The organism is Nocardioides sp. (assembly GCF_035503875.1).
Taxonomy (GTDB): Bacteria; Actinomycetota; Actinomycetes; order Propionibacteriales; family Nocardioidaceae; genus Nocardioides.
On record NZ_DATJTA010000095.1, the window covers coordinates 1 to 22,309 of the forward strand.

Annotated in this window: 22 protein-coding genes and 1 other RNA gene; 9 read left to right on the forward strand and 14 right to left on the reverse strand. The window is 71.5% G+C overall.

Going from position 1 to position 22,309, the window contains the following annotated elements; genetic code table 11:
* The 4 genes from VMF51_RS23320 to VMF51_RS23335 form a co-directional block, all read right to left on the reverse strand.
* The coding region (locus VMF51_RS23320) for a bifunctional [glutamine synthetase] adenylyltransferase/[glutamine synthetase]-adenylyl-L-tyrosine phosphorylase (RefSeq protein ID WP_325476876.1) at positions 1–2,708 on the reverse strand (2,708 nt) is incomplete at its 3' end.
* Positions 2,708–3,433 (reverse strand): type 1 glutamine amidotransferase, encoded by a 726-nt coding sequence (locus tag VMF51_RS23325; protein ID WP_325476877.1) that lies wholly within the window; start codon positions 3,431–3,433, stop codon positions 2,708–2,710. The genes VMF51_RS23325 and VMF51_RS23320, both read right to left, overlap by 1 nt.
* Before the next feature lie 5 nt (positions 3,434–3,438).
* On the reverse strand, positions 3,439–4,779 hold the full coding sequence (glnA, locus tag VMF51_RS23330; protein WP_325476878.1) for a type I glutamate--ammonia ligase: 1,341 nt from the start codon (positions 4,777–4,779) through the stop codon (positions 3,439–3,441).
* Positions 4,780–4,915: 136 nt separating this feature from the next.
* A complete protein-coding gene (locus VMF51_RS23335) occupies positions 4,916–5,287 on the reverse strand; it encodes a hypothetical protein (RefSeq protein WP_325476879.1) in 372 nt (123 codons plus the stop codon).
* A gap of 203 nt (positions 5,288–5,490) precedes the next feature.
* Between VMF51_RS23335 and VMF51_RS23340 the strand changes: the two genes are divergently transcribed.
* On the forward strand, positions 5,491–7,008 hold the full coding sequence (locus VMF51_RS23340) for a sulfatase (RefSeq protein WP_325476880.1): 1,518 nt from the start codon (positions 5,491–5,493) through the stop codon (positions 7,006–7,008).
* Positions 7,009–7,029: 21 nt separating this feature from the next.
* Here the strand turns inward: VMF51_RS23340 and VMF51_RS23345 are convergent, their stop codons facing one another.
* From VMF51_RS23345 to VMF51_RS23355, 3 genes are all read right to left on the reverse strand, one after another.
* Positions 7,030–8,001, reverse strand: a complete 972-nt coding sequence (locus tag VMF51_RS23345) for a formylglycine-generating enzyme family protein (protein WP_325476881.1) — start codon at positions 7,999–8,001, stop codon at positions 7,030–7,032.
* Between the two features lie 79 nt (positions 8,002–8,080).
* Positions 8,081–10,111 carry an NAD(+) synthase gene (locus tag VMF51_RS23350; RefSeq protein WP_414689499.1) on the reverse strand — a complete coding sequence of 677 codons (2,031 nt, stop codon included), beginning with the start codon at positions 10,109–10,111 and terminating at the stop codon, positions 8,081–8,083.
* Positions 10,112–10,148: 37 nt separating this feature from the next.
* Entirely contained in the window at positions 10,149–10,901 is a 753-nt protein-coding gene (locus VMF51_RS23355; protein WP_325476883.1) for a class I SAM-dependent methyltransferase, read from the reverse strand.
* Positions 10,902–10,985: 84 nt separating this feature from the next.
* Between VMF51_RS23355 and VMF51_RS23360 the strand changes: the two genes are divergently transcribed.
* The 4 genes from VMF51_RS23360 (at position 10,986) to VMF51_RS23375 (ending at position 14,000) form a co-directional block, all read left to right on the forward strand.
* Positions 10,986–11,483, forward strand: coding sequence for a VOC family protein (locus tag VMF51_RS23360; protein WP_325476884.1), 498 nt, complete (start codon positions 10,986–10,988; stop codon positions 11,481–11,483).
* A 27-nt stretch (positions 11,484–11,510) separates the two neighbouring features.
* Entirely contained in the window at positions 11,511–11,843 is a 333-nt protein-coding gene (locus VMF51_RS23365; protein ID WP_325476885.1) for an antibiotic biosynthesis monooxygenase, read from the forward strand.
* Between the two features lie 102 nt (positions 11,844–11,945).
* Complete coding sequence (gene panB, locus VMF51_RS23370; RefSeq protein WP_325476886.1) at positions 11,946–12,794, forward strand: 3-methyl-2-oxobutanoate hydroxymethyltransferase; 849 nt, start codon at positions 11,946–11,948, stop codon at positions 12,792–12,794.
* Between the two features lie 54 nt (positions 12,795–12,848).
* Entirely contained in the window at positions 12,849–14,000 is a 1,152-nt protein-coding gene (locus VMF51_RS23375; protein ID WP_325476887.1) for a PQQ-dependent sugar dehydrogenase, read from the forward strand.
* 323 nt (positions 14,001–14,323) lie between these two features.
* On the opposite strand, the gene VMF51_RS23380 is transcribed toward VMF51_RS23375, so the two are convergent.
* Positions 14,324–14,542, reverse strand: a complete 219-nt coding sequence (locus tag VMF51_RS23380; RefSeq protein WP_325476888.1) for a hypothetical protein — start codon at positions 14,540–14,542, stop codon at positions 14,324–14,326.
* A 66-nt stretch (positions 14,543–14,608) separates the two neighbouring features.
* Positions 14,609–14,812 carry a hypothetical protein gene (locus VMF51_RS23385; RefSeq protein ID WP_325476889.1) on the reverse strand — a complete coding sequence of 68 codons (204 nt, stop codon included), beginning with the start codon at positions 14,810–14,812 and terminating at the stop codon, positions 14,609–14,611.
* A gap of 24 nt (positions 14,813–14,836) precedes the next feature.
* Between VMF51_RS23385 and map the strand changes: the two genes are divergently transcribed.
* On the forward strand, positions 14,837–15,685 hold the full coding sequence (gene map, locus VMF51_RS23390; RefSeq protein WP_325476890.1) for a type I methionyl aminopeptidase: 849 nt from the start codon (positions 14,837–14,839) through the stop codon (positions 15,683–15,685).
* 8 nt (positions 15,686–15,693) lie between these two features.
* On the opposite strand, the gene VMF51_RS23395 is transcribed toward map, so the two are convergent.
* Together VMF51_RS23395 and VMF51_RS23400 are read right to left on the reverse strand one after the other, a co-directional pair.
* Positions 15,694–16,104: a tetratricopeptide repeat protein gene (locus VMF51_RS23395; protein ID WP_325476891.1), complete on the reverse strand. Its 411-nt coding sequence runs from the start codon at positions 16,102–16,104 to the stop codon at positions 15,694–15,696.
* A 26-nt stretch (positions 16,105–16,130) separates the two neighbouring features.
* Positions 16,131–16,682 carry a GNAT family N-acetyltransferase gene (locus tag VMF51_RS23400; RefSeq protein WP_325476892.1) on the reverse strand — a complete coding sequence of 184 codons (552 nt, stop codon included), beginning with the start codon at positions 16,680–16,682 and terminating at the stop codon, positions 16,131–16,133.
* 129 nt (positions 16,683–16,811) lie between these two features.
* Between VMF51_RS23400 and VMF51_RS23405 the strand changes: the two genes are divergently transcribed.
* Both VMF51_RS23405 and rnpB read left to right on the forward strand, forming a co-directional pair.
* Positions 16,812–17,099 carry a hypothetical protein gene (locus tag VMF51_RS23405; protein WP_325476893.1) on the forward strand — a complete coding sequence of 96 codons (288 nt, stop codon included), beginning with the start codon at positions 16,812–16,814 and terminating at the stop codon, positions 17,097–17,099.
* Positions 17,100–17,108: 9 nt separating this feature from the next.
* Positions 17,109–17,515, forward strand: an RNA gene (gene rnpB, locus VMF51_RS23410) — RNase P RNA component class A.
* Positions 17,516–17,622: 107 nt separating this feature from the next.
* Here the strand turns inward: rnpB and VMF51_RS23415 are convergent.
* The 3 genes from VMF51_RS23415 to VMF51_RS23425 form a co-directional block, all read right to left on the reverse strand.
* Positions 17,623–18,345: a nucleotidyl transferase AbiEii/AbiGii toxin family protein gene (locus tag VMF51_RS23415; protein WP_325476894.1), complete on the reverse strand. Its 723-nt coding sequence runs from the start codon at positions 18,343–18,345 to the stop codon at positions 17,623–17,625.
* A 19-nt stretch (positions 18,346–18,364) separates the two neighbouring features.
* A complete protein-coding gene (locus VMF51_RS23420) occupies positions 18,365–18,844 on the reverse strand; it encodes a helix-turn-helix domain-containing protein (protein WP_325476895.1) in 480 nt (159 codons plus the stop codon).
* A gap of 87 nt (positions 18,845–18,931) precedes the next feature.
* Positions 18,932–20,296 carry a plasmid pRiA4b ORF-3 family protein gene (locus VMF51_RS23425; protein WP_325476896.1) on the reverse strand — a complete coding sequence of 455 codons (1,365 nt, stop codon included), beginning with the start codon at positions 20,294–20,296 and terminating at the stop codon, positions 18,932–18,934.
* A gap of 294 nt (positions 20,297–20,590) precedes the next feature.
* Between VMF51_RS23425 and VMF51_RS23430 the strand changes: the two genes are divergently transcribed.
* Positions 20,591–22,303: a M28 family metallopeptidase gene (locus VMF51_RS23430; protein WP_325476897.1), complete on the forward strand. Its 1,713-nt coding sequence runs from the start codon at positions 20,591–20,593 to the stop codon at positions 22,301–22,303.
* Positions 22,304–22,309: the final 6 nt, after the last annotated feature.

The following is a 22,309-nucleotide window of genomic DNA, read 5'->3' on the forward strand; positions in this document are numbered from 1 at the left end:
GCCGCGAGGGTGCGGGTGGTGCGCAGCGCCGGCACCTCGTCGCCATTGGCCAGCTGCAGCAGCTGGACGGTCCACTCGATGTCGGCCAGGCCGCCCCGGCCGAGCTTGAGGTGGGTGTTCGGGTCGGCGCCGCGGGGCAGGCGCTCGCGGTCCACGCGTGCCTTGATCCGCCGGATCTCGGTCACGTCGGCCTCGGTGATGCCGCCTGCGGGGTAGCGCAGCGGGTCGATCAGCTCGATGAAGCTCTCGCGCACCCCCGGGTCGCCCACCACCGCGTCCGCCCGCAGCAGTGCCTGCGACTCCCAGACCTTCGACCACTTCGCGTAGTAGGCGGCGTACGACGCCAGCGAGCGCACCAGGGGACCCTGCTTGCCCTCGGGGCGCAGGTCGGCATCGACCACCAGCGGCGGGTCGCCGGCGGGCGCGATCAGCAGCCGGCGCAGCTCGTTGGCCACGGCGTGGGCGTACGCCGTGGCGTCCTCGCCTGCCCCTTCGACCGGCTCGTGCACGAACAGCACGTCGGCGTCGCTGCCGTAGGACAGCTCGAAGCCGCCGTAGCGGCCCATCGCCACGATGGCGATCCGGGTCGGGGCCGCGTCGAGCCCGCGCTGGTTCCGCACCGCGGTCCCGGCGACCGCGAGGGTGGCCTCCAGCGTCGCGTCGGTCAGCCGGGAGAGGCCGGCGCCGACGTCGTCGACGCCGGTGCTGCCGAGCAGGTCCCCCGCGGCGATCCGGAGCAGCTCGCGGCGCCGGACGGCCCGGATCGCCCGCACCGCCTTGTCAGCGTTCTCCTGCCGTGCCGCTCCCGCCCGCATCTCCTCGTTGAGCACCTGGGCCGCCAGCGGGGCGAGGTCCTCGCCCAGCAGCCGGACGCCCTGCGGCTCCCGCTCCAGCAGGTCGGTCGCGTAGCGCGAGGTGGAGAGCAGCCGGGCCAGCCGGGTCGCCACCTCGCCCTCGTCGCGCAGCGTCGAGAGGTACCACGGCGTGCTGCCGAGCGCCTCGCTGATCCGCCGGAACCCGAACAGCCCGGCGTCCGGGTCGGGCCCCTCGGCGAACCACTGCAGCATCGCCGGCAGCAGTGCGCGCTGGATGCTGGAGCGACGGCTGACCCCGCCGGTGAGCGCCTCGAGGTGACGCAGCGCGGCCTGCGGGTCGTGGTAGCCGAGCGCGGCGAGCCGCTTCGCGGCCGCCTCCGGCGAGAGTCGTACGTCGTGCCCGGGCAGCGCCGCGACCGCGGAGAGCAGCGGCCGGTAGAACAGCTTCTCGTGCAGCCGGCGTACCTCCCGCCGGTGGTGCGCCCAGGTCTTCTCCAGCGTCTCGACGGGCGTCTTGAGGTAGCCCATGCTGCGGCCGAGGTGCCGCAGCGCCTGCTCGTCCGCCGGCACCACGTGGGTACGCCGCAGCTGGTGGAGCTGGATCCGGTGCTCGAGGGTGCGCAGGAACGCGTAGGCCTCGTGCAGCGCGATGCCGTCCTCGCGGCCGACGTACCCGCCCCGGGTCAGCTCGGCCAGCGCGCTGAGCGTGGTCGGCGTCCGGATCGACTCGTCGCCCCGGCCGTGCACGAGCTGCAGGAGCTGGACGGCGAACTCGACGTCGCGCAGCCCGCCGGAGCCGAGCTTCAGCTGCCGGTCCGCGTCCTTCGCCGGGATGTGGTCGAGCACTCGGCGGCGCATGGCCTGGGTGTCCTCGACGAAGCCCTCCCGCTCGGCCGCGCTCCACACCATCGGCGCGACCATCGCGACGTACTCGGCGCCGAGGGCGAGGTCACCCGCGACCGGTCGCGCCTTCAGCAGGGCCTGGAACTCCCAGGTCTTGGCCCAGCGCTCGTAGTAGCCCTGGTGGCTCGCGAGGGTCCGGGTGAGCGGGCCCTGGCGGCCCTCGGGGCGCAGGTTGGCGTCGACGGGCCAGATGGTGCCCTCACCGGTGTGGTCGCCGCAGATCCGGATCAGGTGGCTGGCGAGCTGGGTCGCGGCCCGCAGCGCGGAGTCCTCGGGAGCGCCCTCGACCGGCTCGTGCACGAAGATCACGTCGACGTCTGAGACGTAGTTGAGCTCGTGTCCCCCGCACTTGCCCATCGCGATGACCGACAGCCGGACGAGCTCGGCGCCGTCGCCGACGCGCTGGCGGGCCACGGCGAGCGCGGCGTCGAGCGTGGCGGCGGCGAGGTCGGCGATCTCGGCCGCGGCGTCGTCGACGCCGAGGTCGTGGGCGAGGTCACGAGCGGCCAGGCGGAGCAGCAGCCGCCGGTACTCCACCCGGAGGGCGTCGACGGCGTCCCCGTCCGGGACGGTCGCGACCGGCACCGGGGCGTGCGGGTCCGCGCCGACGGCGCGCAGTAGGTGCTCGCGCAGCGCGAAGGCGGCCGGCCGGGTCGAGCCGAGCATCGGGTCGGTCAGCTCGACCCAGTGGTGCGGATGGCGCGCCAGGTGATCGCAGAGCGCCTGGCTGGCGCCCAGCACGCAGAGCAGCCGCATGGCGGTGCCCTCGTCGTCGCAGATCGCCCGGAACAGCTCGTCCGGGTCGTCGAGCTCGTCGGCGATCCGGATGACGCCCGCCAGCGCCTGGTCGGGGTCGGCGGTCCTGCCCAGGATGGCCAGCAGGCACCCCGCGGCGTCCGAGCCCAGCCGGTCCAGGCCCGCGAGCGCGGCCTCGGTGTCCTCGAAGCCGAGCCGGAGCAGAGTGCCCTTGCCGGTCGTGGGGCGCACCATCAGCGGCCCGCCCGCTCCGCGACGGCCACGAAGCCGTGGGCCAGCGGGGCCCAGGTGGTCTCCAGCTCGGCCCGCGCCTCCTCGACGGCCCGCAGCAGTGCCGCCTGGTCGATCCCGGCCGCCTCGTGGGACCCGGCGTCGTCGGCCGCCCAGCGGCCGAGGATCTCGTGGTCGACCTCGGGGTGCAGTTGCAGGCCCCAGGCCCGCGGCCCGAACCGGACCGCCTGCACCTCACCCGCGGGCGCGGTCGCCAGCAGGGTCGCGTCCTCCGGGAGCTCGACGACGACGTCGTTGTTCCAGTGCGCGCCGCGGGCCGCCGCCGGAGCCTCCGCGAGCGGGCCGACCAGCTCGTCGCGCGCCGCCTCCGCGGTCCAGCCGACCTCGAGCAGGCCGAGCTGCTGACCGCCCGGGTTGCGGGTCACGCGCCCGCCGAGCGCGCTGGCGAGCAGCTGGTGGCCCAGGCAGATCCCGAGCAGGGGTACGCCGTCGGCGACCGCGGTCCGCGCGAGCTCCTTGGTCGGCCCCAGCCAGGCATGCTCCGCGTCGTCGTCCGCGCCCATCGACCCGCCGAGGACCAGCACCCCGTCGTGGTCCGCGAGCGAGTCCGGCAGCTCGTCGCCGGCGTACGGGCGTCGTACGTCGAGCCGCGCGCCGGCGTCCACCAGCCACCCGCCCAGCAGGGCGGGCGGGCAGGCGTCCTCGTGCTGGACGACGAGCACGCGCATCGTCGTCAGATGACCGGGAGCATCCGGTCGCGCTCGAAGGCGGAGACCTGGCCGCGGTACTCGTCCCACTCCGCGCGCTTGTTGCGCAGGAAGAAATCGTAGACGTGCTCGCCGAGCGTCTCGGCCAGCAGCTCGGAGTCCTCGGCGATCGCGATCGCCTCGTTGAGGCTGCGCGGCAGCGGGTCGATGCCCAGCGCCTTGCGCTCGCGCTCGGTGAGCGACCAGACGTCGTCCTCGGCCTCGCGCGGCAGCTCGTAGCCCTCCTCGATGCCCTTCATGCCGGCCGCCAGCATCACCGCGAAGGCGAGGTAGGGGTTGCACGCCGCGTCGACGGTGCGCAGCTCGACGCGGGTCGACGGACCCTTGTTGGGCTTGTACATCGGGACCCGGATCATCGCGCTGCGGTTGTTGTGGCCCCAGCAGATGTACGACGGCGCCTCGCCGCCGAACATCAGCCGCTTGTAGCTGTTGACCCACTGGTTGGTCACCACGGTGATCTCCGGCGCGTGCCGTAGCAGGCCGGCGATGAACTGGCGGCCGGTCTTCGACAGGGAGTACTCCGCGCCCGCCTCGTAGAAGGCGTTCTGGTCGCCGTCGAAGAGCGAGACGTGGGTGTGCATGCCCGAGCCGGGGTGGGTGGTGAACGGCTTCGGCATGAAGCTGGCCCACACGTCCTGGCTGAGCGCGACCTCCCGGATGACGGTGCGGAAGGTCATGATGTTGTCGGCGGTGCTGAGCGCGTCGGCGTACCGCAGGTCGATCTCCTGCTGGCCCGGGCCGCCCTCGTGGTGGCTGAACTCCACCGAGATGCCCATCGCCTCGAGCATGGTGATCGCCTCGCGGCGGAAGTCGGCGCCGTGCGACTGCGCGGTGTGGTCGAAGTACCCGCTGCGGTCCACCGGCTCGGGGTCGCCCCCGGGGACGGGGCTGTCCTTGAACAGGTAGAACTCGATCTCGGGGTGGGTGTAGAAGGTGAAGCCCTTCTCGGCGGCCTTGCCCAGCGTCCGCTTGAGGACGTGGCGCGGGTCGGCGTACGACGGGGAGCCGTCGGGCATCACGATGTCGCAGAACATCCGGGCGGTCGCCGGACCCTCGCCGGTGCGCCACGGGAGGATCTGGAACGTCGACGGGTCCGGCTTGGCCAGCATGTCGGCCTCGTAGACGCGGGCGAAGCCCTCGATCGCCGAGCCGTCGAAGCCGATGCCCTCGTCGAAGGCCCCCTCCAGCTCGGCGGGCGCCACCGCGACCGACTTCAGGAACCCGAGCACGTCGGTGAACCAGAGCCGGACGAACCGGACGTCACGCTCCTCGAGAGCGCGGAGAACGAAGTCTTCCTGCTTGCCCATGGGCGTCAGCCTAGGGGTAGCCCCGCGCCGCCCGTCGGCGGGCGGTGCCTCGCCGAGTCGGCAGTAGTTGCGCGTCGAGTCGGCAGTACTTGCGCACAGCCTGTCGGCAACTACTGCCGACTCGACGGAGTGGTGCTCAGCGGGTGACGGTGGCGACGCAGGGCTCGCCCTCCGCCGGCGTGGCGGTCACGGTGAACTCGTCGCCGTCCTCGGCCCGCGCGGGTACGTCGACGTCGAGCTCGGCGTCCTCGTCGGTCACCCGCTCGCCCTCCAGGAGGGTGCGCCCGCCCTGCTCGATGAGCACCTGCCAGGTCTCGCCGGCGTCGGCGGACTGCAGCTCGAAGGTGACCTCGAGACCGCCGTCCTCGTCCTCGACCGTCAGCTCGTAGCTGCGGCCGTCGCAGGTGTCGCGCGCGACGACCTCGTCGTCGCCACCCCACACGGCCCACGCGATGACGCCGGCGGCGACCACCACGACCACGACGACGGCCAGCACTGCCTTCTTCATGCTCACTCCCGGGATTCCTGTGACGGCGACCCGTGAAGGCTCTCGCACTCCGCGCCGGGCCGCACCCCCGGGTTCCTGGGGCGACGAGATCCGACACGCGGAAAACCCGACAGGAGGGGGTGGCGGGGACTACCGTCTACGCCTGCGCACCACCGCTCGCCCGCCGCTCCCTCCACCCTCCACCGACCGACTCCGAGGCACCCGTGAACCGCACCGCCCGCAAGACCGTTCCCGCGATCGCGGCGACCGCGGTCGGCGCCCTCGCGATCACCGGGCTCGCCTGGACCGCGGTCGGGACGGCCCAGGTCGGGTCCAGCGCCGCCCACGGCGACGTGCGCGGCGGTACGACGGAGCGCAAGCCCGACGGCCGTCCCGGCCCGAAGCCCAACATCTTGATGTTCACCGTCGACGACATGACCGTCGGCGACCTGCCGTACCTGCCGAACCTGAACCGCCTCATGGTCCGCCAGGGCACCCAGCTCACCCAGGGCATGGCGCCGACGCCGATCTGCGTCCCGGCGCGCGCGAGCCTGCTCACCGGCCAGTACGCCCACAACCACGGGGCGCTCACCATCGAGGGGGCCGGCGGCGGCTTCAAGGCCTTCCGCGACGGCAACACGCTGCCGGTCTGGCTGCGCCGCGCGGGCTACGACACCTTCTTCTCCGGCAAGTACCTCAACGGCTACGGCATGGCCGACCCGCGGTACGTCCCCCCGGGATGGACCGGCTGGCGCGGGTCGATCGACATGACGACGTACGGCTTCTACAACACCCGCTACAACGTCAACGGCCGCGTCGAGACCAAGGCGGCGCACAACTCCGACGTCCTCAACGGCTTCACCACGCAGGTCATCGGCGCCCAGGCCCGGTCCGCCAAGCCGTGGTTCATGTGGACGAACTTCGTGGCCCCACACCACGGCGGGCGGCACGAGTCCGACGACCCGTCCGTCGACCTGCTGAAGACGACCATGCCGGCGGCCCGGGACCGCAACACGTTCACCCACCTCGAGCTGCCCCGCGACCCCGAGATGTGGAAGGGCGGCGGCAGCCCGTGGGCGCCGCGGACCACGACGGCGGCGTACCGTGCCGCGGTCCGCGAGAGCAACCAGCAGCGGATCGAGTCGCTGCAGTCGGTCGACGACGCCGTCGGGGCGGCCATCGCGAAGCTGCGCCGCACCGGCGAGCTGAAGAACACCTACGTCATCTTCACCTCCGACAACGGCTTCCTGGTCGGCCACCACAACAAGGACGGCAAGCTGGTCCCCTACGACCGCTCGCTGCGGGTGCCGATGATCGTCCGCGGGCCGGGGATCCCCCGGGGTGCGAAGGTCGCGACGCCGACGACCAACCCGGACGTCGCGGTGACCATCGCCGCGATCGCCGGCGCCCGGCCCGGCCGGGTGGTCGACGGGGTGAACATGCTCGACTACTGGCGCGCCGACACCGACTACGACCGCGTCGTCCCGATCGAGGCCTACCCGGTCCTGGGCGGCCGCGGGCGCATCTACTCCGGCATCCGCCACGGCCGGTTCACCTACGTGAGGACCCGGGGCGGCCAGGAGGTCCTCTTCGACCGGGCCGCGGACCCGGGCGAGCTGCGCAACGTCGCCAAGCGGAAGAAGTACGCCCCGACCCTGCGCAAGCTGCGCCGGATGAACAACGTCTACCGCGACTGCTCGGGCCGCTCGTGCCCGAAGACGGAGACGTTCACCGCCCGCTGACCCCGCACTCCGAGCAGCGGCTCACGCATCGTTGGCGCAGCGGAAGCCGAGGTTGCCCGACGTCGAGTCGGGGTGCGAGGAGGACCGCGCCGCGACCCGGTAGCGGTTGCAGTAGGAGTCGTGGCACAGGTACGACCCGCCACGCATCACCCGGGTCTCCCCCGTCGCCGGACCGGTCGGGTCGACCGGCCCGAAAGCGGTGTAGGTGTCGGCGGCGTACCAGTCGGCGCACCACTCCCAGGTGTTCCCGCTCATCTGGAACAGCCCGTAGCCATTGGGCGCGAACGTCTTCACCGGCGCCGTGGTCGCGAAGCCGTTCTCCGCGGTGTTCTCGACGGGGAACGTGCCGGTGAAGATGTTGACCGGCCACTTCCCGCGCGGGAGCAGCTCGTCGCCCCAGGTGAAACGGGCGCGGTCCAGCCCGCCCCGGGCCGCCTTCTCCCACTCGGCCTCGGTGGGGAGCCGCTTGCCGGCCCAGGCGCAGTAGGCCAGGGCGTCGTCGTGGGAGACGTGGACGACCGGGTGGTTCTGGCGCCGGGTCACGTCGGAGCCCGGACCGTCGGGGTGCCGCCACGACGCTCCGCTGACCGCGAGCCACCACGGGGTCGCCTCGGGCTGCCCGACGACGTCGGAGCCGTCGCCGACGTACGCCGAGTGGAAGACCGCGGAGAAGCCCTCACGCTCGGCGGTCGTGACGTGGCCGGTCGCCTTCACGAACGCCGCGAACGCCTGGTTGGTGACCGCCGTGGGGTCGATCCGGAAGGCGTCGAGCTCGACGACCCTGGCCGGTCCCTCGCCGTCGCCGTCGTACGCCTCGTCGTGGGTGTCGCCCATCCAGAACCCGCCGGCCGGGATCAGCACCTGCCCCCGGGTGCTGGGCTCGGCCACGACCGTGCGCTCGCGGGCCGCGGGAGCCGCCGCCTCCCAGGCCACGTCGGGCAGCCGGGCCGCGGGAGTGGACCCACGCTCGGGTCCCGCACAGCACGACGACACGGCTCGCTCCTCAGGACGTGGTGGACCGGACGCGCGTCACCGTGCCACACGACGCCGACAGCGGGGCGTCGAGGCCGGGTCAGCGCTGCTCCGGCACCCGCTCCAGGTCGGCCAGCCACGCCGCCGGGCTGGCGTCGGACGGCATCCGCCAGTCGCCGCGCGGCGACATGGTGCCGCCGGCGGAGACCTTCGGGCCGTTGGGCAACGCCGAGCGCTTGAACTGCGAGGCGAAGAAGCGGCGGACGAAGACGTCCATCCACCGGCGGATCTCGGCGAGGTCGAAGTCGACGCGGCGGTCGTCGGGGAAGTTCGGCGGCCAGGCCCCTGCGTCGCAGTCGTGCCAGGCGTGCCAGGCGAGGAACGCGATCTTGCTGGGCCGGAAGCCGTAGCGCAGCACGTGGAAGAGCGTGAAGTCCTGCAGGGAGTACGGCCCGACCGAGGACTCCGTCGACTGAGGCAGGTGGTCCTCGCGGGTCGGAATCAGCTCCGGGGTGATCTCCTGCTCGACGATCTTCTCCAGGACCTCGTCGGTCTCGGGATCGAACTGGTTGGTCGAGATCGTCCAGCGGATGAGGTGCTGCATCAGCGTCTTGGGTACGCCGGCGTTCACGTTGTAGTGCGACATCTGGTCGCCCACGCCGTACGTGCACCAGCCGAGCGCGAGCTCGGACAGGTCGCCGGTGCCGAGCACGATGCCGCCGCGGTGGTTGGCCAGCCGGAAGAGGTAGTCGGTGCGCAGGCCGGCCTGGACGTTCTCGAAGGTGATGTCGTAGACCTCCTCGCCCTGCGCGTAGGGGTGGCCGAGATCCTTCAGCAGCTGGCCGGCCGCCTCGGTGATGCTGATCTCCTCCATGGTGATGCCGAGCGAGCGCGCGAGCGCCCAGGCATAGCCCTTGGTGGTGTCGCCCGTCGCGAAGCCCGGCAGCGTGAAGCCGTGGATGTCGGTGCGCGGGCGGCCCAGCCGGTCCATCGCCTTCGCCGCGACGATCAGCGCGTGGGTGGAGTCGAGCCCGCCGCTGATGCCGATGACGACCTTCGGCTGACCGATCGAGTGCAGCCGCTGCTCGAGGCCCGAGACCTGGATGTTGTACGCCTCGTAGCAGTCCTGGGCCAGCCGCTCGGCGTCGTCCGGCACGAACGGGAACCGGTCCACCTTGCGCCGCAGCCCGATGTCGCCGGTCGGCGGGGACAGCTCGAACTCGACCGTGCGGAACTCCGGCGCGAGCGAGCGGCGGTTGTCGTCGAAGGTCCCGGTCCGCAGCCGCTCCTGGCGGCTGCGGTCCAGGTCGGTGTCGACGACGGTACGGCGGGGGCCTTCCGGGAAGCGGTCGGACTCCCCGAGCAGCACGCCGTGCTCGTAGACCATCGTCTGGCCGTCCCAGCTCAGGTCGGTCGTCGACTCGCCCTGACCGGCGGCGGCGTACACGTAGGTGGCCAGGCAGCGCGACGACGCCGAGCGCACCAGCAGCCGGCGGTCCTCGGCGCGGCCGATGGTGATCGGGCTGCCGGAGAGGTTCGCCAGCACGGTCGCGCCCGCGAGCGCCGCCTCCGCGCTCGGCGGCACCGGCACCCACATGTCCTCGCAGACCTCGACGTGCAGGACCAGGCCCGGTACGTCGGTCGCCGCGAACAGCAGGTCGGGGCCGATCGGCGCCTCGTGGCCGGCGAGCACGATCGTGCCGGTGACGTCGTCGCCGGGCCCGAACCACCGGCGCTCGTAGAACTCCCGGTACGTCGGTAGGTACGACTTCGGCGCCACCCCGAGGATCCGCCCGGCGTGGACGACGACCGCCGCGTTCAGCACCCGGTTTCCGTGCACCAGCGGCGCGCCGACGACCAGCACCGTGGTCAGGTCGGCGGACGCCTCGACCAGCTCGGCCAGCGCGACCTGGACGGCGTCGAGCAGGGGGTCCTGGAGGAAGAGGTCGTCGAGCGCGTAGCCCGACAGGCACAGCTCCGGGAAGACCGCGACCGCGACCCCCTCCTCGTGGCAGGCGCGCGCCTGGTCCAGGACGGTGCGCACGTTGGCTGCGGGGTCGGCCACCGTGATCGGCATGGTGACGGCGGCGACCCGGGCGTAGCCATGGGCGTAGGCGGAGAAGAAGTCCACGCCCGGGAGTTTCCCACGTGAGCCGTGCGGCATGCCCTCACGCGCGGGCGAGCACCGTCCAGGCCCGGGCGGTGACGTCGAACGGACCGTCCGGCAGCCGTGCCGCGCACAGCTCCTTCAGCCGCGCGCGGGCGTCGTCGTCGAGGGCGGCGACGTACTGACCGGCCGGCCCGACGCCGAGCGTGTACGGCGCCCACCACTCCTCGAAGGCCGCGAAGGGCACGGTGACGTCGATCCGGGTGTCCTCGACCACCCGCAGCCCGGCGGCCTCGCACAGCTCGGCCAGGTGGCCCTCCTGCGTCCCGGCCCGCGGCTCGTCCGGCACGGTCGCCCCCAGCTCGGTCGCCGCCGCCCAAAACACCGCGAGCGGTCCCGTCAGCCGCTCGTCCCACACGCAGGCACCCACCAGGTCGCCGGCGCCGACCACCCGGCCCATCTCGCGCAGTCCCGCGACCGGGTCGTCCATGAAGTGCACGACCAGCTGCGCCAGGGCGACGTCGAAGGCGCCGTCCTCGAACGGCAGCTCCTCCGCCCGCGCCCGCCGTACGTCGACCCCGGGGCAGCGCCCGCGGGCGGCGTCCACGAAGGGCTGCGACGGGTCCACGGCCGCCACCGCGGGCGCGCCCAGCCGCTCGACCAGCCGCGCCGTCAGCGTCCCCGGTCCGCACCCCACGTCGAGCACGCGCTGGCCCGGCTGCGGATCCGCGAGGGTGACGAACTCGTCCGCCAGCGGCTCGGCGTACAGACCCATGAAGCGGGCGTACGCGTCGGCACCGATGTCGGTCCACATACGCACGAGCGTAGGACTCCGCATCGATGATTTCACCGGTGCCGCGAGGTCAGATTCACATCACCTCGCCCGAAGGAGCCCGCCATGCCCGTCACCCGGCCCAGCACCACGATCAGCCCCTGCCTGTGGTTCGACGACCAGCTCGAGCAGGCAGCGGAGTTCTACACGAAGATCTTCCCGAACTCCTCGGTCGGCCACCTCACCCGCTACACCGAGTCCGGGTACGGCGAGCCGGGCCGGGTGATGGCCGGCGAGTTCACGATCGACGGGATGACCTTCCGGGCCATCAACGGCGGTCCCGCCCACGCCGGGTTCACCGAGGCCGTGTCGTTCAGCATCGCCTGCGCGGACCAGACCGAGGTCGACTACTACTGGGACTCGCTCGTCGACGGCGGCGAGGAGTCGATGTGCGGCTGGCTCAAGGACCGGTTCGGCCTGTCCTGGCAGATCGTCCCGACCCGGCTCTACGAGCTCGTCTCCGACCCGGATCCCGTTCGCGCGGACGCCGCGACCCGCGCCATGCTGAGCATGCGCAAGATCGTCGTCGCCGACCTGGAGGCCGCCGCCGACGCCGTCCGCTGATCCCGCTCGCCGATCGCCAGGAGCCGCATGAGCATCGCCCCGACCCCGGAGCCGCCGTACACCGCCGTCGTGTTCACGTCGCTGCGCACCGAGGGCGACCACGGGTACGCCGCGATGGCCGAGCGGATGGACCGGCTGGCGGCGGAGCAGCCGGGCTACCTCGGCATCGAGGCGGCGCGCGACGCGGACGGACTCGGGATCACCGTCTCGTACTGGGTCGACGACGCCGCCGCCGCGGCCTGGAAGCAGGTCGCGGAGCACCTGGCCGCCCAGCGCCGCGGCCGCGAGGACTGGTACGCCGACTACCGCGTCCGGGTCGCCACCGTCGGACGTGCGTACGGCCCCGTGACGCCCTCGTGAGCAGGGACACACCTGTGTCCCCGGGGTTTCCGGCATAGCCTGGACGCAAGTCCGTGGACTCCGTCAGGGAGCTGCGAGATGTCTAGGAAACGGAGCTCGACGATGAGCGAAGAGACGGCGCCGTACGGCACCGGAGCGGGCAGCCACCCGCGTCCCGTCAGCAAGGTCCGCACCCATCACCTCCGGGAGATGAAGGAGCGCGGCGAGAAGATCACCATGCTGACGACGTACGACATGTACACCGCGGCGGTCTTCGACGAGGCAGGCATCGACATCCTGTTCGTCGGCGACTCGGCCGCCAACAACGTGCTCGGCTACGACACGACCATCCCGGTCACGGTCGACGAGCTGATCCCCCTGGTGCGGGCGGTCTCGCGCGCGGCCAACCGGGGGATGGTCCTGGCCGACCTGCCGTTCGGCAGCTACCAGGCCTCGCCCGAGCAGGCCTTCCACACCGGCGTCCGGTTCATGAAGGAGGCCGGCGCGCACGCGGTGAAGCTCGAGGGCGGCGCCGAGGTCGCGCCGCAGGTCGAGAAGCTCGCCACCAACGGCATCCCCGTGATGGCGCACATCGGCTTCACCCCGCAGAGCGAGCACAGCCTCGGCGGCTACCGCGTCCAGGGCCGCGGCGACACCGCGAGCCGGCTGATCGACGCCGCCCACGCGATGGAGGACGCCGGCGCGTTCGCGATCGTGATGGAGATGGTGCCGGGCGAGGTCGCCGCGCAGATCACCAAGGAGCTCGTCATCCCGACGATCGGCATCGGCGCGGGTCCCGACTGCGACGGCCAGGTGCTCGTCTGGCAGGACGCCTTCGGCCTGCGCACCGGCAAGATGGCCCGCTTCGTCAAGCAGTACGCCGACCTGCACGGCGCCCTGCTCGCGGGCGCGGCGGCGTACGCCGCGGACGTCAAGGGCGGCACGTTCCCCGCGCCGGAGCACACCTTCTGAGGTCGTGACGGTGACCGGTGGGATGTGATCCGGCCCACTGGTTACCGTCCCCGCATGCGTGCTCTCGTGCTGGCCGCGACGGCGGCCCTCGGCCTCGGTCTCCTCTCCCCCGTCCCGGCCGGCGCGGCCGACCGGAACGCTGATCGCCAGGCGGTGCCGGACCTGCAGGTACGCCGCCTGGTGACCGGTCTCGACCATCCGTGGGACGTGCGCCCGATCGGCGGTGGCCGGCTGATCTTCACCCAGCGGGACCGGGCGACGGTGTCGATCTGGGCGAACGGTCGGACCCGTCGCGTCGGGTTCCCCAGCGGCCAGGTGTGGGTGTCGGGCGAGACCGGTCTGATGGGGCTGGACGTCGATCCGGGCTTCGCGAAGAACCGGCGGTTCTTCACCTGCCAGGGCGGACGCACCGCCCGCGGGCACGACGTACGCGTGATGGCCTGGCGGCTCAACGCCCGGCTGACGCGGGTGGTGGCCGGGAAGAAGCTGGTCGGCGGCTTCCCCGCGACGAGCGGCCGGCACGGGGGCTGCCGCCTGCTCGCGTTGGAGAACGGCTCGCTGGTCGTCGGCACCGGCGACGCGGCCGTCGGCTCGAACCCCCGCAACCTGCGCTCGCTCGGCGGCAAGACCCTGCGGCTGAACGCCCGCACCGGGCGCCCGTGGCGGACCAACCCGTTCGTGAAGGCGGCCAACCGCAACAAGCGCTACGTCTTCACCTACGGCCACCGCAACGTGCAGGGCCTCGACGTGCAGCCCGGCACCGGACGGCTGTGGTCGGTCGAGCAGGGCACCTCCCGCGACGACGAGGTCAACCTGCTGGTGCGCGGCGGCGACTACGGCTACCACCCGGTCCCCGGCTACAACGAGAGCGTCCCCATGACCGACCCGGGCCTGCCGGGTCGTCAGCGCCGCGCGGTCTGGAGCTCCGGCTCCCCCACCCTCGCCACCTCCGGAGGCGGATTCGTCTCCGGTCGCCGCTGGGGCGCGTACGACGGCACCTTCGCCGTCGCCGCACAGAAGGGCGAGCGCGTCCTCTTCCTCACCGTGCGCGGCAAGCGACTCCTGAACGTCCGCGTCCCCGACGCCCTGCGCCGGTACGGCCGCATCCGCACCGTCGTCGACGGCCCCGGCTCGGTCATCTACGTCACCACCGACAACGGCAACGGCCACGACGCCATCCTCGCCGTCCGCCCCGCCGCTGGTTGAGGCGCGGGCCCCACGCTGGTTGAGGTGCGAAGGACGAAGTCCTGAGCCTCGAAACCCGGTGAGACGACACACGGCCCCCACCACCGCCGCTTCTCGGCCCACCGGGTTTCGAGGCTCGCTCCGCTCGCACCTCAACCAGCGCCGGGTGACGGTGGTTGAGGCGCGAAGGACGAAGTCCTGAGCCTCGAAACCCGGTGAGCTGACAGATGGCCCAGACCACCGCTGCTCCTCGGCCCACCAGCTTTCGAGGCTCGCTCCGCTCACACCTCAACCAGCGGTGGACGGCGCTTCGCTCACACCTCAACCAGCGTCGATGAGCGACCTCACGCGTCCCAGGTCCAGTCGAGCCAGACGCCGCCGGCGACCATCACGGCGAACCAGAGCACCGTGGCGACGACCGGCAGCAGCGCCACCAGGCGCGGGCGGGGCGTCCACCACCGGCAGGCCAGCACGAACAGCACCAGCCAGACGGCGATCAGCAGGACGACCACCCACCACGGGGCGAACAACCCGCCGGCGCCGTACAGGAAGAGCACCGACACCAGGCCGGCCACTCCCACGAACGGCCACGGAGAAAGATCGCCGGGCCGACGCCGGCGACGTGCCACTCAGTCCTCCGAGGGCTCGTCGTTCCAGTCCGGGTCGTTGTCCCAGGACTCGTTGCGCTCCTCGACCTTGGCCAGCGCCCGGGACGCCTCGTCGGCGGTGGCGTACGGCCCGAGCCGGTCGGCGTTGCGGCACCCCTCGCGGCCCTCGACCGTGTGGTGCTTGAGGCAGAACCAGAACTCTCGAGTGTCCGCGCTGTCGCTCATGTCCCGAAACTACACTCGGCCCACGTGACTCCCGTGGCTCCTGCGTCCCTGTCCCCGCGGCGCGCCGTTCCCGCCTCCATCGCCCGCCCCGAGTACGTCGACCGCCCGGCGCCGGCGCGCTACACCGGACCCGAGGTCAAGGACGCCGCCACGATCGAGCGGATGCGGGCGGCGGGCCGGCTCGCGGCCCAGGCGCGCGAGGAGGTCGGGCGCCACGTCGTACCCGGCGTGACCACCGACGAGCTCGACCGGATCGGCCACGAGTTCCTGTGCGACCACGGCGCCTACCCGTCGACGCTCGGCTACCGCGGCTTCCCCAAGTCGCTGTGCTCGAGCGTCAATGAGGTCGTCTGCCACGGCATCCCCGACAGCCGGGTCGTCGAGGACGGCGACATCGTCAACATCGACATCACGGCGTACCTCCACGGCGTGCACGGCGACACCAACGCCACGTTCCTCGCGGGCGACGTCGACGAGGAGTCGCGGCTGCTCGTCGAGCGCACCCGCGAGGCGCTCGCCCGCGGCATCAAGGCCGTCCGGCCCGGCCGCCGGATCAACGTCATCGGCCGGGTCATCGAGTCGTACGCCGCGCGCTTCGGGTACGGCGTCGTCCGCGAGTTCACCGGCCACGGGATCGGCACGTCGTTCCACTCCGGCCTGATCGTCCCGCACTACGACGACCCGGAGCACGACACCCTGATCGAGCCCGGCATGACCTTCACCATCGAGCCGATGCTCAATCTCGGCACCCACGAGTGGTCCATGTGGGACGACGGCTGGACGGTGGTCACCAAGGATCTGCAGCGCAGCGCCCAGTTCGAGCACACCCTGCTCGTGACCGCCACCGGCGCCGAGATCCTGACCGAGGTCTGATCCGGGCGTCAGCCCGGCATCAGCTGGCGCTCGACCCGCAGGACGGCGAGCTCGTGCTCGAGGTCGCCGCTCATCGCGAACGCCAGCCGCAGGTGCGGCAGCGCCTCCTCCAGGCGCGACTGCCGCTCCAGCGCGCGGCCGAGCGCGTGCCGCGCCCAGACGTCGTCGGGAGTCTCCTCGACCAGGCCGCGGAGCTCGTCCTCGGCCTTCTTGAGCTGGACGCGGATCAGGTACGCCCAGGCCCGCAGCGCCCGGAGCCCGGTGTTGCCCGGGTCCTCGGCGAGGGCGGGCTCCAGGACCTCGAGCGCCTCGACCGCGGCCCGCCGTACGAGCAGGTCGTGGGCGGTCCGGTACGCCGACTCGGGACCGGCCTGGCCCGGGAACACGATCGGCGGCGCCTGCAGCTGCTCCTCGTCCATGATGTCCATGGTGCGTCAACCCGGGATCAATCCACAGGATTCCCGGGCGGCCGGTCGTGCAGGACCCGCTGGAAGAGCACGTGGTCGCGCCACTCCCCCGCGATGAAGAGGTACGCCGCCGCGCGACCGAACTCCTCGAACCCGCTGCGCCGCAGCACCGCCTGCGAGGCGAGGTTGTGGACCAGTGTGCCGGCCTCGAGCCGGTGCAGCTCGAGCGCCCGGGCCTGCTCGGTCACGTAGCCGACCAGCGCGGTCGCCAGGCCCCGGCCGACATGGTCGCCGTCGACCCAGTAGCCCACGCTGCTGCTCTGGAAGACGCCCCGCACGATGTTGTTGAGGTTGACCCGACCGACGATCGCGTCGTCGTGGACCAGCACCCAGGAGGCACCGAGCCCGCGCCGTACGACGTCGAGGCGGGCGACCACGTCGGCCGCCTGACCCCCCGGCGTGAAGAACGACGCCGGGCGGACCGGGTCCCACGGCGCCAGGTGCTCCCGATTGCGGTCGTACGCCGCCGCGAGGGCCGATGCGTGGGTGTTGACCAGGACCTGGATCTCGTAGCCGTCGGGGAGCCGCACGCCTCCATTGAAGCGCGGGTCACCCGAAAGGGTGCTCCTGGGTTTGTGGACGAGTTGGGCACGGAATGTTGCAATGCAGGTGATGTTTGTCACGCATAGTGGAGAGACCCGAGACCGACTAGGTGACCCATGGACAAGTCTGAGTTCGCCACCCTGGAGACCAGCGTGGCCGCCGCGGCACAGCACGCCTGCCAGGCCCTGCTGGCGATGGAGTCCCTCCGGCACTCGGCGGATCCCCAGCACCAGACCGCCTACCACTGCGTCCACGATCTGATCGGCGACCTCGGCAGCCTCCTCCTCCAGCTCGACCTGATGGCCCGTGAGTCCGAGCCGACCCCGCCGGCGTGGCAGCCGGCCCCGCCGCCTCCTTGCAAGACGGGCCCGGCGCGCGCGAAGCGCCGAGGTGTGTCATCCTGAGCCCGCGGATGGGCTGGCCGGGCGACCGCGGCGTACTCCTTCGGGAGGACGGCGAGGAAGGTCCGGGCTCCACAGGGCAAGGTGGTGGGTAACGCCCACCCGGGGCAACCCGCGGGACAGTGCCACAGAGAACAGACCGCCACCCGGCTCCGGCCGGGCGGTAAGGGTGAAACGGTGGTGCAAGAGACCACCAGCGACCCGGGCGACCGGGTCGGCTCGGTAAACCCCACCTGGAGCAAGGTCGAGAAGCCGCGGTCCTCGGACCACGGCGCGCGCACGTTCGAGGGCGACCCGCCCGAGTGCGCGGGTGGACTGCTGGAGGCGGCCGGCAACGGTCGTCCTAGATGGATGGTCGCCCATCGGGATCCCCGCAAGGGGCCCGAGGACAGAACCCGGCCTACAGGCCAGCCATCCGCAAGACCCGGGTCTCCGCATCACCATGGCGACCTCGGCACCGGCGCAGTCCGCGCGTCCGCGGGAGAGATGCTCGCGCTGGCTCAACTGTCGCGAGCACGCGTTGTGCTCAGTCGTCATGCTCATCGTGAGCACCTGCAGTGATCGACCGACCGAGACCTTCGATCTTGGCGCATCGTGCGGACAGGTCGCGGATGTTCTGCCAGACAGCTGCTCGCGGCGCGTCGATCTTGAGTGCGCGGATGTACTCGTCGAGACGGTGCGGGCGCTCGCGCAGGTAGGTGATGGCGCTGTCGAGGCTCTCGCCGACGGTGTTGCCATACGCATCGACCGCTTTGCGCGAGCCGGCTTTCAGGGCGGCTAGGTCGGGTCTCATCATGGCCAGGTCGATGAGGTCGCGGCCGAACGTCGAGGTGTCTGCCCAGCGGTCGTCGTTGGCAAGCAGCTTGCTTGCGACCTGGTCGGTTCGCGTCAGGATCCGTACGCCGCAGATCTCATCGTTCGAGGAGGGAGTGTCGAGGTCGATGCGACCTTCGTGGATGATCTCGAACTTGATCGCGACGCCCGCCACCAGCACCGAGGTCCGGATCCCGTAACCATCGACCGTTGGTGTTCGACCTAGCTGCAGCTCACGTGTGGTCAGAGCGCCGAGGCCATGGTCTCTGATGGTCTGGCGCAGCTGCCGGTAGGACTGCTGATCGGAGACCAGGAAGTCGACGTCGACCGACTCGCGGAACTCACCGTTGGCGAGGACGATCGCGGTGCCGCCTCCGAACCAGCAGTGGTGATCGGCCAGCACCTGAGCGTCGAGCACCGACAGCACCTCGGCCACCCGCTGGTGGTGCGGCCGCCTAAACAAGGAGCCTCCCGTTGCTGTAGGTGTCCGCGAGATGCTGGATGAACGCCTTCTCGTGATCGGTCAGGTCATCCTGGTTGAGGTGTCGCCAGCCGCGTTCGTAGAGGTTGAGTGCCTCTGTCTCGGTGATGGTGGTGCCGGCGTCGGTCTGCCAGGCCAGCGTGCGTAGTCCGGGGTAGTCGCCGACCGTGATCGTCACCGGTTCAACTGCGGGAGCGTCGAGGACCGGAACGACGAGGTGGAGCCCGAGCGCGGCTGCCACGTTGCTGTAGGCCCCGATCGTGACCGAGGGGTTGCCGGCTTCGACCCGGTGCACGGTCACGCGCGACACCCCAGCAGCTTCGGCACAGGAGACTACCGTGACGCCGAGCGCCTTCCGACGGTCACGCAAGCGGGCACCCAGGCGCTTTAGGTCCGCCTGTTGTTCCGGACTCGTGTACGGGCTAGCGGCTGGCATGTTTCTCATTTTAGTCATTGGGCCGCTAGAAGCAATAATGAGAAATGGTTTGTGGCCAGCATCGCGGCTGGAGGACGACCTCGCGGGACTCGTTGGCTGGAGTGCTCAGATCGGCAACGTCGCCGCACGGGCCGTCGCCGCGACCGCGAGGTCGACGCCCTCGAGCCCGCGCCGTCCCGTGCGCACCGCCCCGGCCAGGTGCTCGAGGACGTCGAGGGTCGCGCTGTCGGGAGGCGGCCATGACACCCGGTCGTGGCCGCTTCGCCACCCCAGGTCGAACAGGAGCTCACTGATCTCGGTGTCCCACGCGCGGGCCGGCGTACCACTGCCGACCACGGCCAGGGCCATCCAGCCCGACTGACGATCGGCGTCCTTGGTGCCCAAGGGGAGCCGGCCGATGATGTGTCGCCGGAGTGCCTGAGGGTCCTGACGACACCGCCGGGCGGCAGCGGTGGGACTCAGCCGACCCTTGCGGACGCTGACCAGACCGAGCGCTCGCGCCGCCCGGTGTACGTCGGCGACCGCCGGGGTCAGGTCTTCGCGGTTGGCCTTGCCGATCCACCAGGTGGTGATGCCGCTGCGTTCGGCGAACTGCTCGACGATCACTGGCGGCAGGTAGCCCGCGCCGGTGAGGGTCACGCCCTCGCCGACGGTGTCGAGGAAGATCCGATAGGTCCCGGTGATGCGGGCGGCCTCGGCGTCCGTGACGTCCGTGGGCTCGTGGGAGAGGGGTCGGCTGAGCGCCTCGCGCAAGCGCCGGATGCCTCGGCGGTCCAGCTGCTCGGCCAGGTCGGCCAGCTCACCGGCGATGGCCACCGGCTCGGCGACTAAGACTGCGACTGCGAGAGCAGCGTTGGCCTCGTCGACCTCGAAGTGGTCGGGATGCCAGTCGACGGGGAGCCAGTCGAGCGCGTGCGCAGCGTTGTCGAAGCCCTCCGGCAGGAGCGCGTCGTCGTACCCGCTGCGGACCCAGGCCGCCAGCTGCTCGTAGCCGCCGATCCCTCCGCAGTCCTCGGGCGGGCAGGCCTTGCGGCCCCCGATGCAGCGGACTGCAGACGGCGGCTCTGCGAGGACCTCCTCGACCACCAGCCGGTGGTCCCAGCCGTCACCGAAGTCGTACTCGTAGCAGAGCTCGTCACCCTTCTCGGCGAGGAGCTGATCGAGCCGTACGTCGTCCTCCAGCATCCCCTCCTCGCCCTCGTCGAGGTCGAACTGCGTGATGAAGGAGGGCGAACGGTGATCGGTCCCGGTGCGGAACCGGTGCAGGTGGCTGTCGTACCAGCCCATGGCCGTCTGGATCACGTCGTGCAGCTGCGGCAGCGTGAGGTCGCCGGGCAGTTCGAGCCGGCGCCAGACCGGCGGCTTCGCGCCGCGGAGGTCCAGGCGTACGCGGAACCCGCGGACCTCGGGCGGGGTCGGGAGCAGTGTCGGTGCCTGATCGCCCTTCAACCCGTCCAGGAGGCCGGCCACCTGTCCGCTTATTAGGGCGTCCAGAAGCGCTTTTCCCTCGTCCGGACTGGCTCCCGCCATGAGCTGCTTCACCAGGTGCTCGAAGTCGGTAGATCGCGCCACGACGAGCAGTCAACCAGCCGTGAGGCCAACGGCGGCTCGTCACCACCGGCCCGCCGTACTCAATTCTGGGGATATCTGGCCGGTTCTCCCGCGTGGCGGACAACCGTCACCCTGTTCAACCCCGGACACGTCGTCCTAGCCTCGCTGGATCCCGGTACCCCCCACCGGGCCTGACGAAGGAGACCGACAACGATGTCCAGATCCCTCAGGGCGCTCACCGCGACAGGTGTCACCTTGGCCGTGCTCGGCGCGGCCGCCACCGTCCCGGTGTACGCCGATCCATCCCGCGGCGGCCACCACCACGGCCACGGCTCACACGGTTCGGGTCACCACTCGAACAACGACTCCGTCCGCAAGCTCACCAAGGCCGTCACGGTCAAGGGCGTACTGAAGCACCTCCGCGCCCTCCAGGGCATCGCCGACGAGGACGGCGACCGCGCGGCCGGGCGGCCGGGCTACGAGTCCTCCGTCGAGTACGTCGTCCACAAGCTGCGGCGCGCGGGCTACCGGCCCACGGTCCAGGAGTTCAACTTCGACTACTTCGAGGAGAACTCCGAGCTGATCCGGGTCAGCCCGGACCCCACCGAGTTCGTCGACGAGCAGGACTTCCTGCGCAACACCTTCGACACCGGCTCCCCCGAGGGCACCGCGACCGGCACCCTGGTCCCGGTCGGCCTGGTGCTCGACCCGACGGCGCCGATCGGCACCAACTCCAGCGGCTGTGAGGCGGCGGACTTCGCCGGCTTCGCCCCCGGCTCGATCGCGCTGCTCCAGCGGGGCACGTGCGGCTTCAACGTGAAGGCGCTCAACGCCCAGGCGGCGGGTGCGGCCGGCGTGATCATCATGAACGAGGGCCAGCCGGGTCGGACCGGGCTGGTCGGCATGATCGGTGACGCGACCGGGCTGACGATCCCCGCGGTCTTCGCGACGTACGACACCGGGGTGAACCTGGCCGGTACGCCGGGCGCCACGGTCACTGTGACGGTCGAGTACACGACCGAGGAGCGCACCACCTGGAACGTCCTGGCCGAGACCCGCAAGGGCCGCTCGGACAACGTCGTGATGGCCGGTGCGCACCTCGACAGCGTCCAGGACGGTGCGGGCATCAACGACAACGGCTCCGGCAGTGCCGCGCTGCTCGAGGTCGCCGAGGAGATGGCGAAGGTCAAGACGCCCAACAAGGTCAGGTTCGCCTGGTGGGGCGCGGAGGAGAGCGGCCTGCTCGGCTCCGAGCACTATGTCGCCGAGCTGAGCGAGGAGCAGGCGGCCGCGATCGCTCTCTACCTCAACTTCGACATGGTCGCCTCGCCCAACTACATGTTCGGCGTGTACGACGGCGACAACTCGGGCGGCACCGCGGCCGAGGGCTTCATCCCCGAGGGCTCGGCGGAGATCGAGGACGTCTTCGAGAAGTTCTACGCCAAGCGCGGGGAGCCGTACCAGGACAGCGAGTTCTCCGGTCGCTCCGACTACGGGCCGTTCATCGCGGTCGGGATCCCGGCCGGCGGCCTGTTCACGGGCGCCGAGGGCGTCAAGACCGAGGAGGAGGCCGCGCTGTACGGCGGGGTGGCGGGGGCGGCGTACGACCCGTGCTACCACCAGCCGTGCGACAACCTCACCGGTGAGGGCCAGGACGAGGCGCTCTATGACCAGCTCGACGAGGACTACTGGTTGAAGGGCAACATCAACGTCGGCGCGCTGGACGTGAACTCGGACGCGATCGCCGCGGCGGTGCTGACCTTCGCCAAGGACACCTCGACGGTCAACGGCGTGGTGACCGAGCCCGGCAAGGGCCACGGCCACCACCACGGCGGCAAGAAGGGCCACGGCAAGAAGTGGAAGGACTGGCAGCGCCAGGACCACGACCGGCACCACGTCGGCGGTCTGAAGCACCGCGGGCGGTGACCCGCT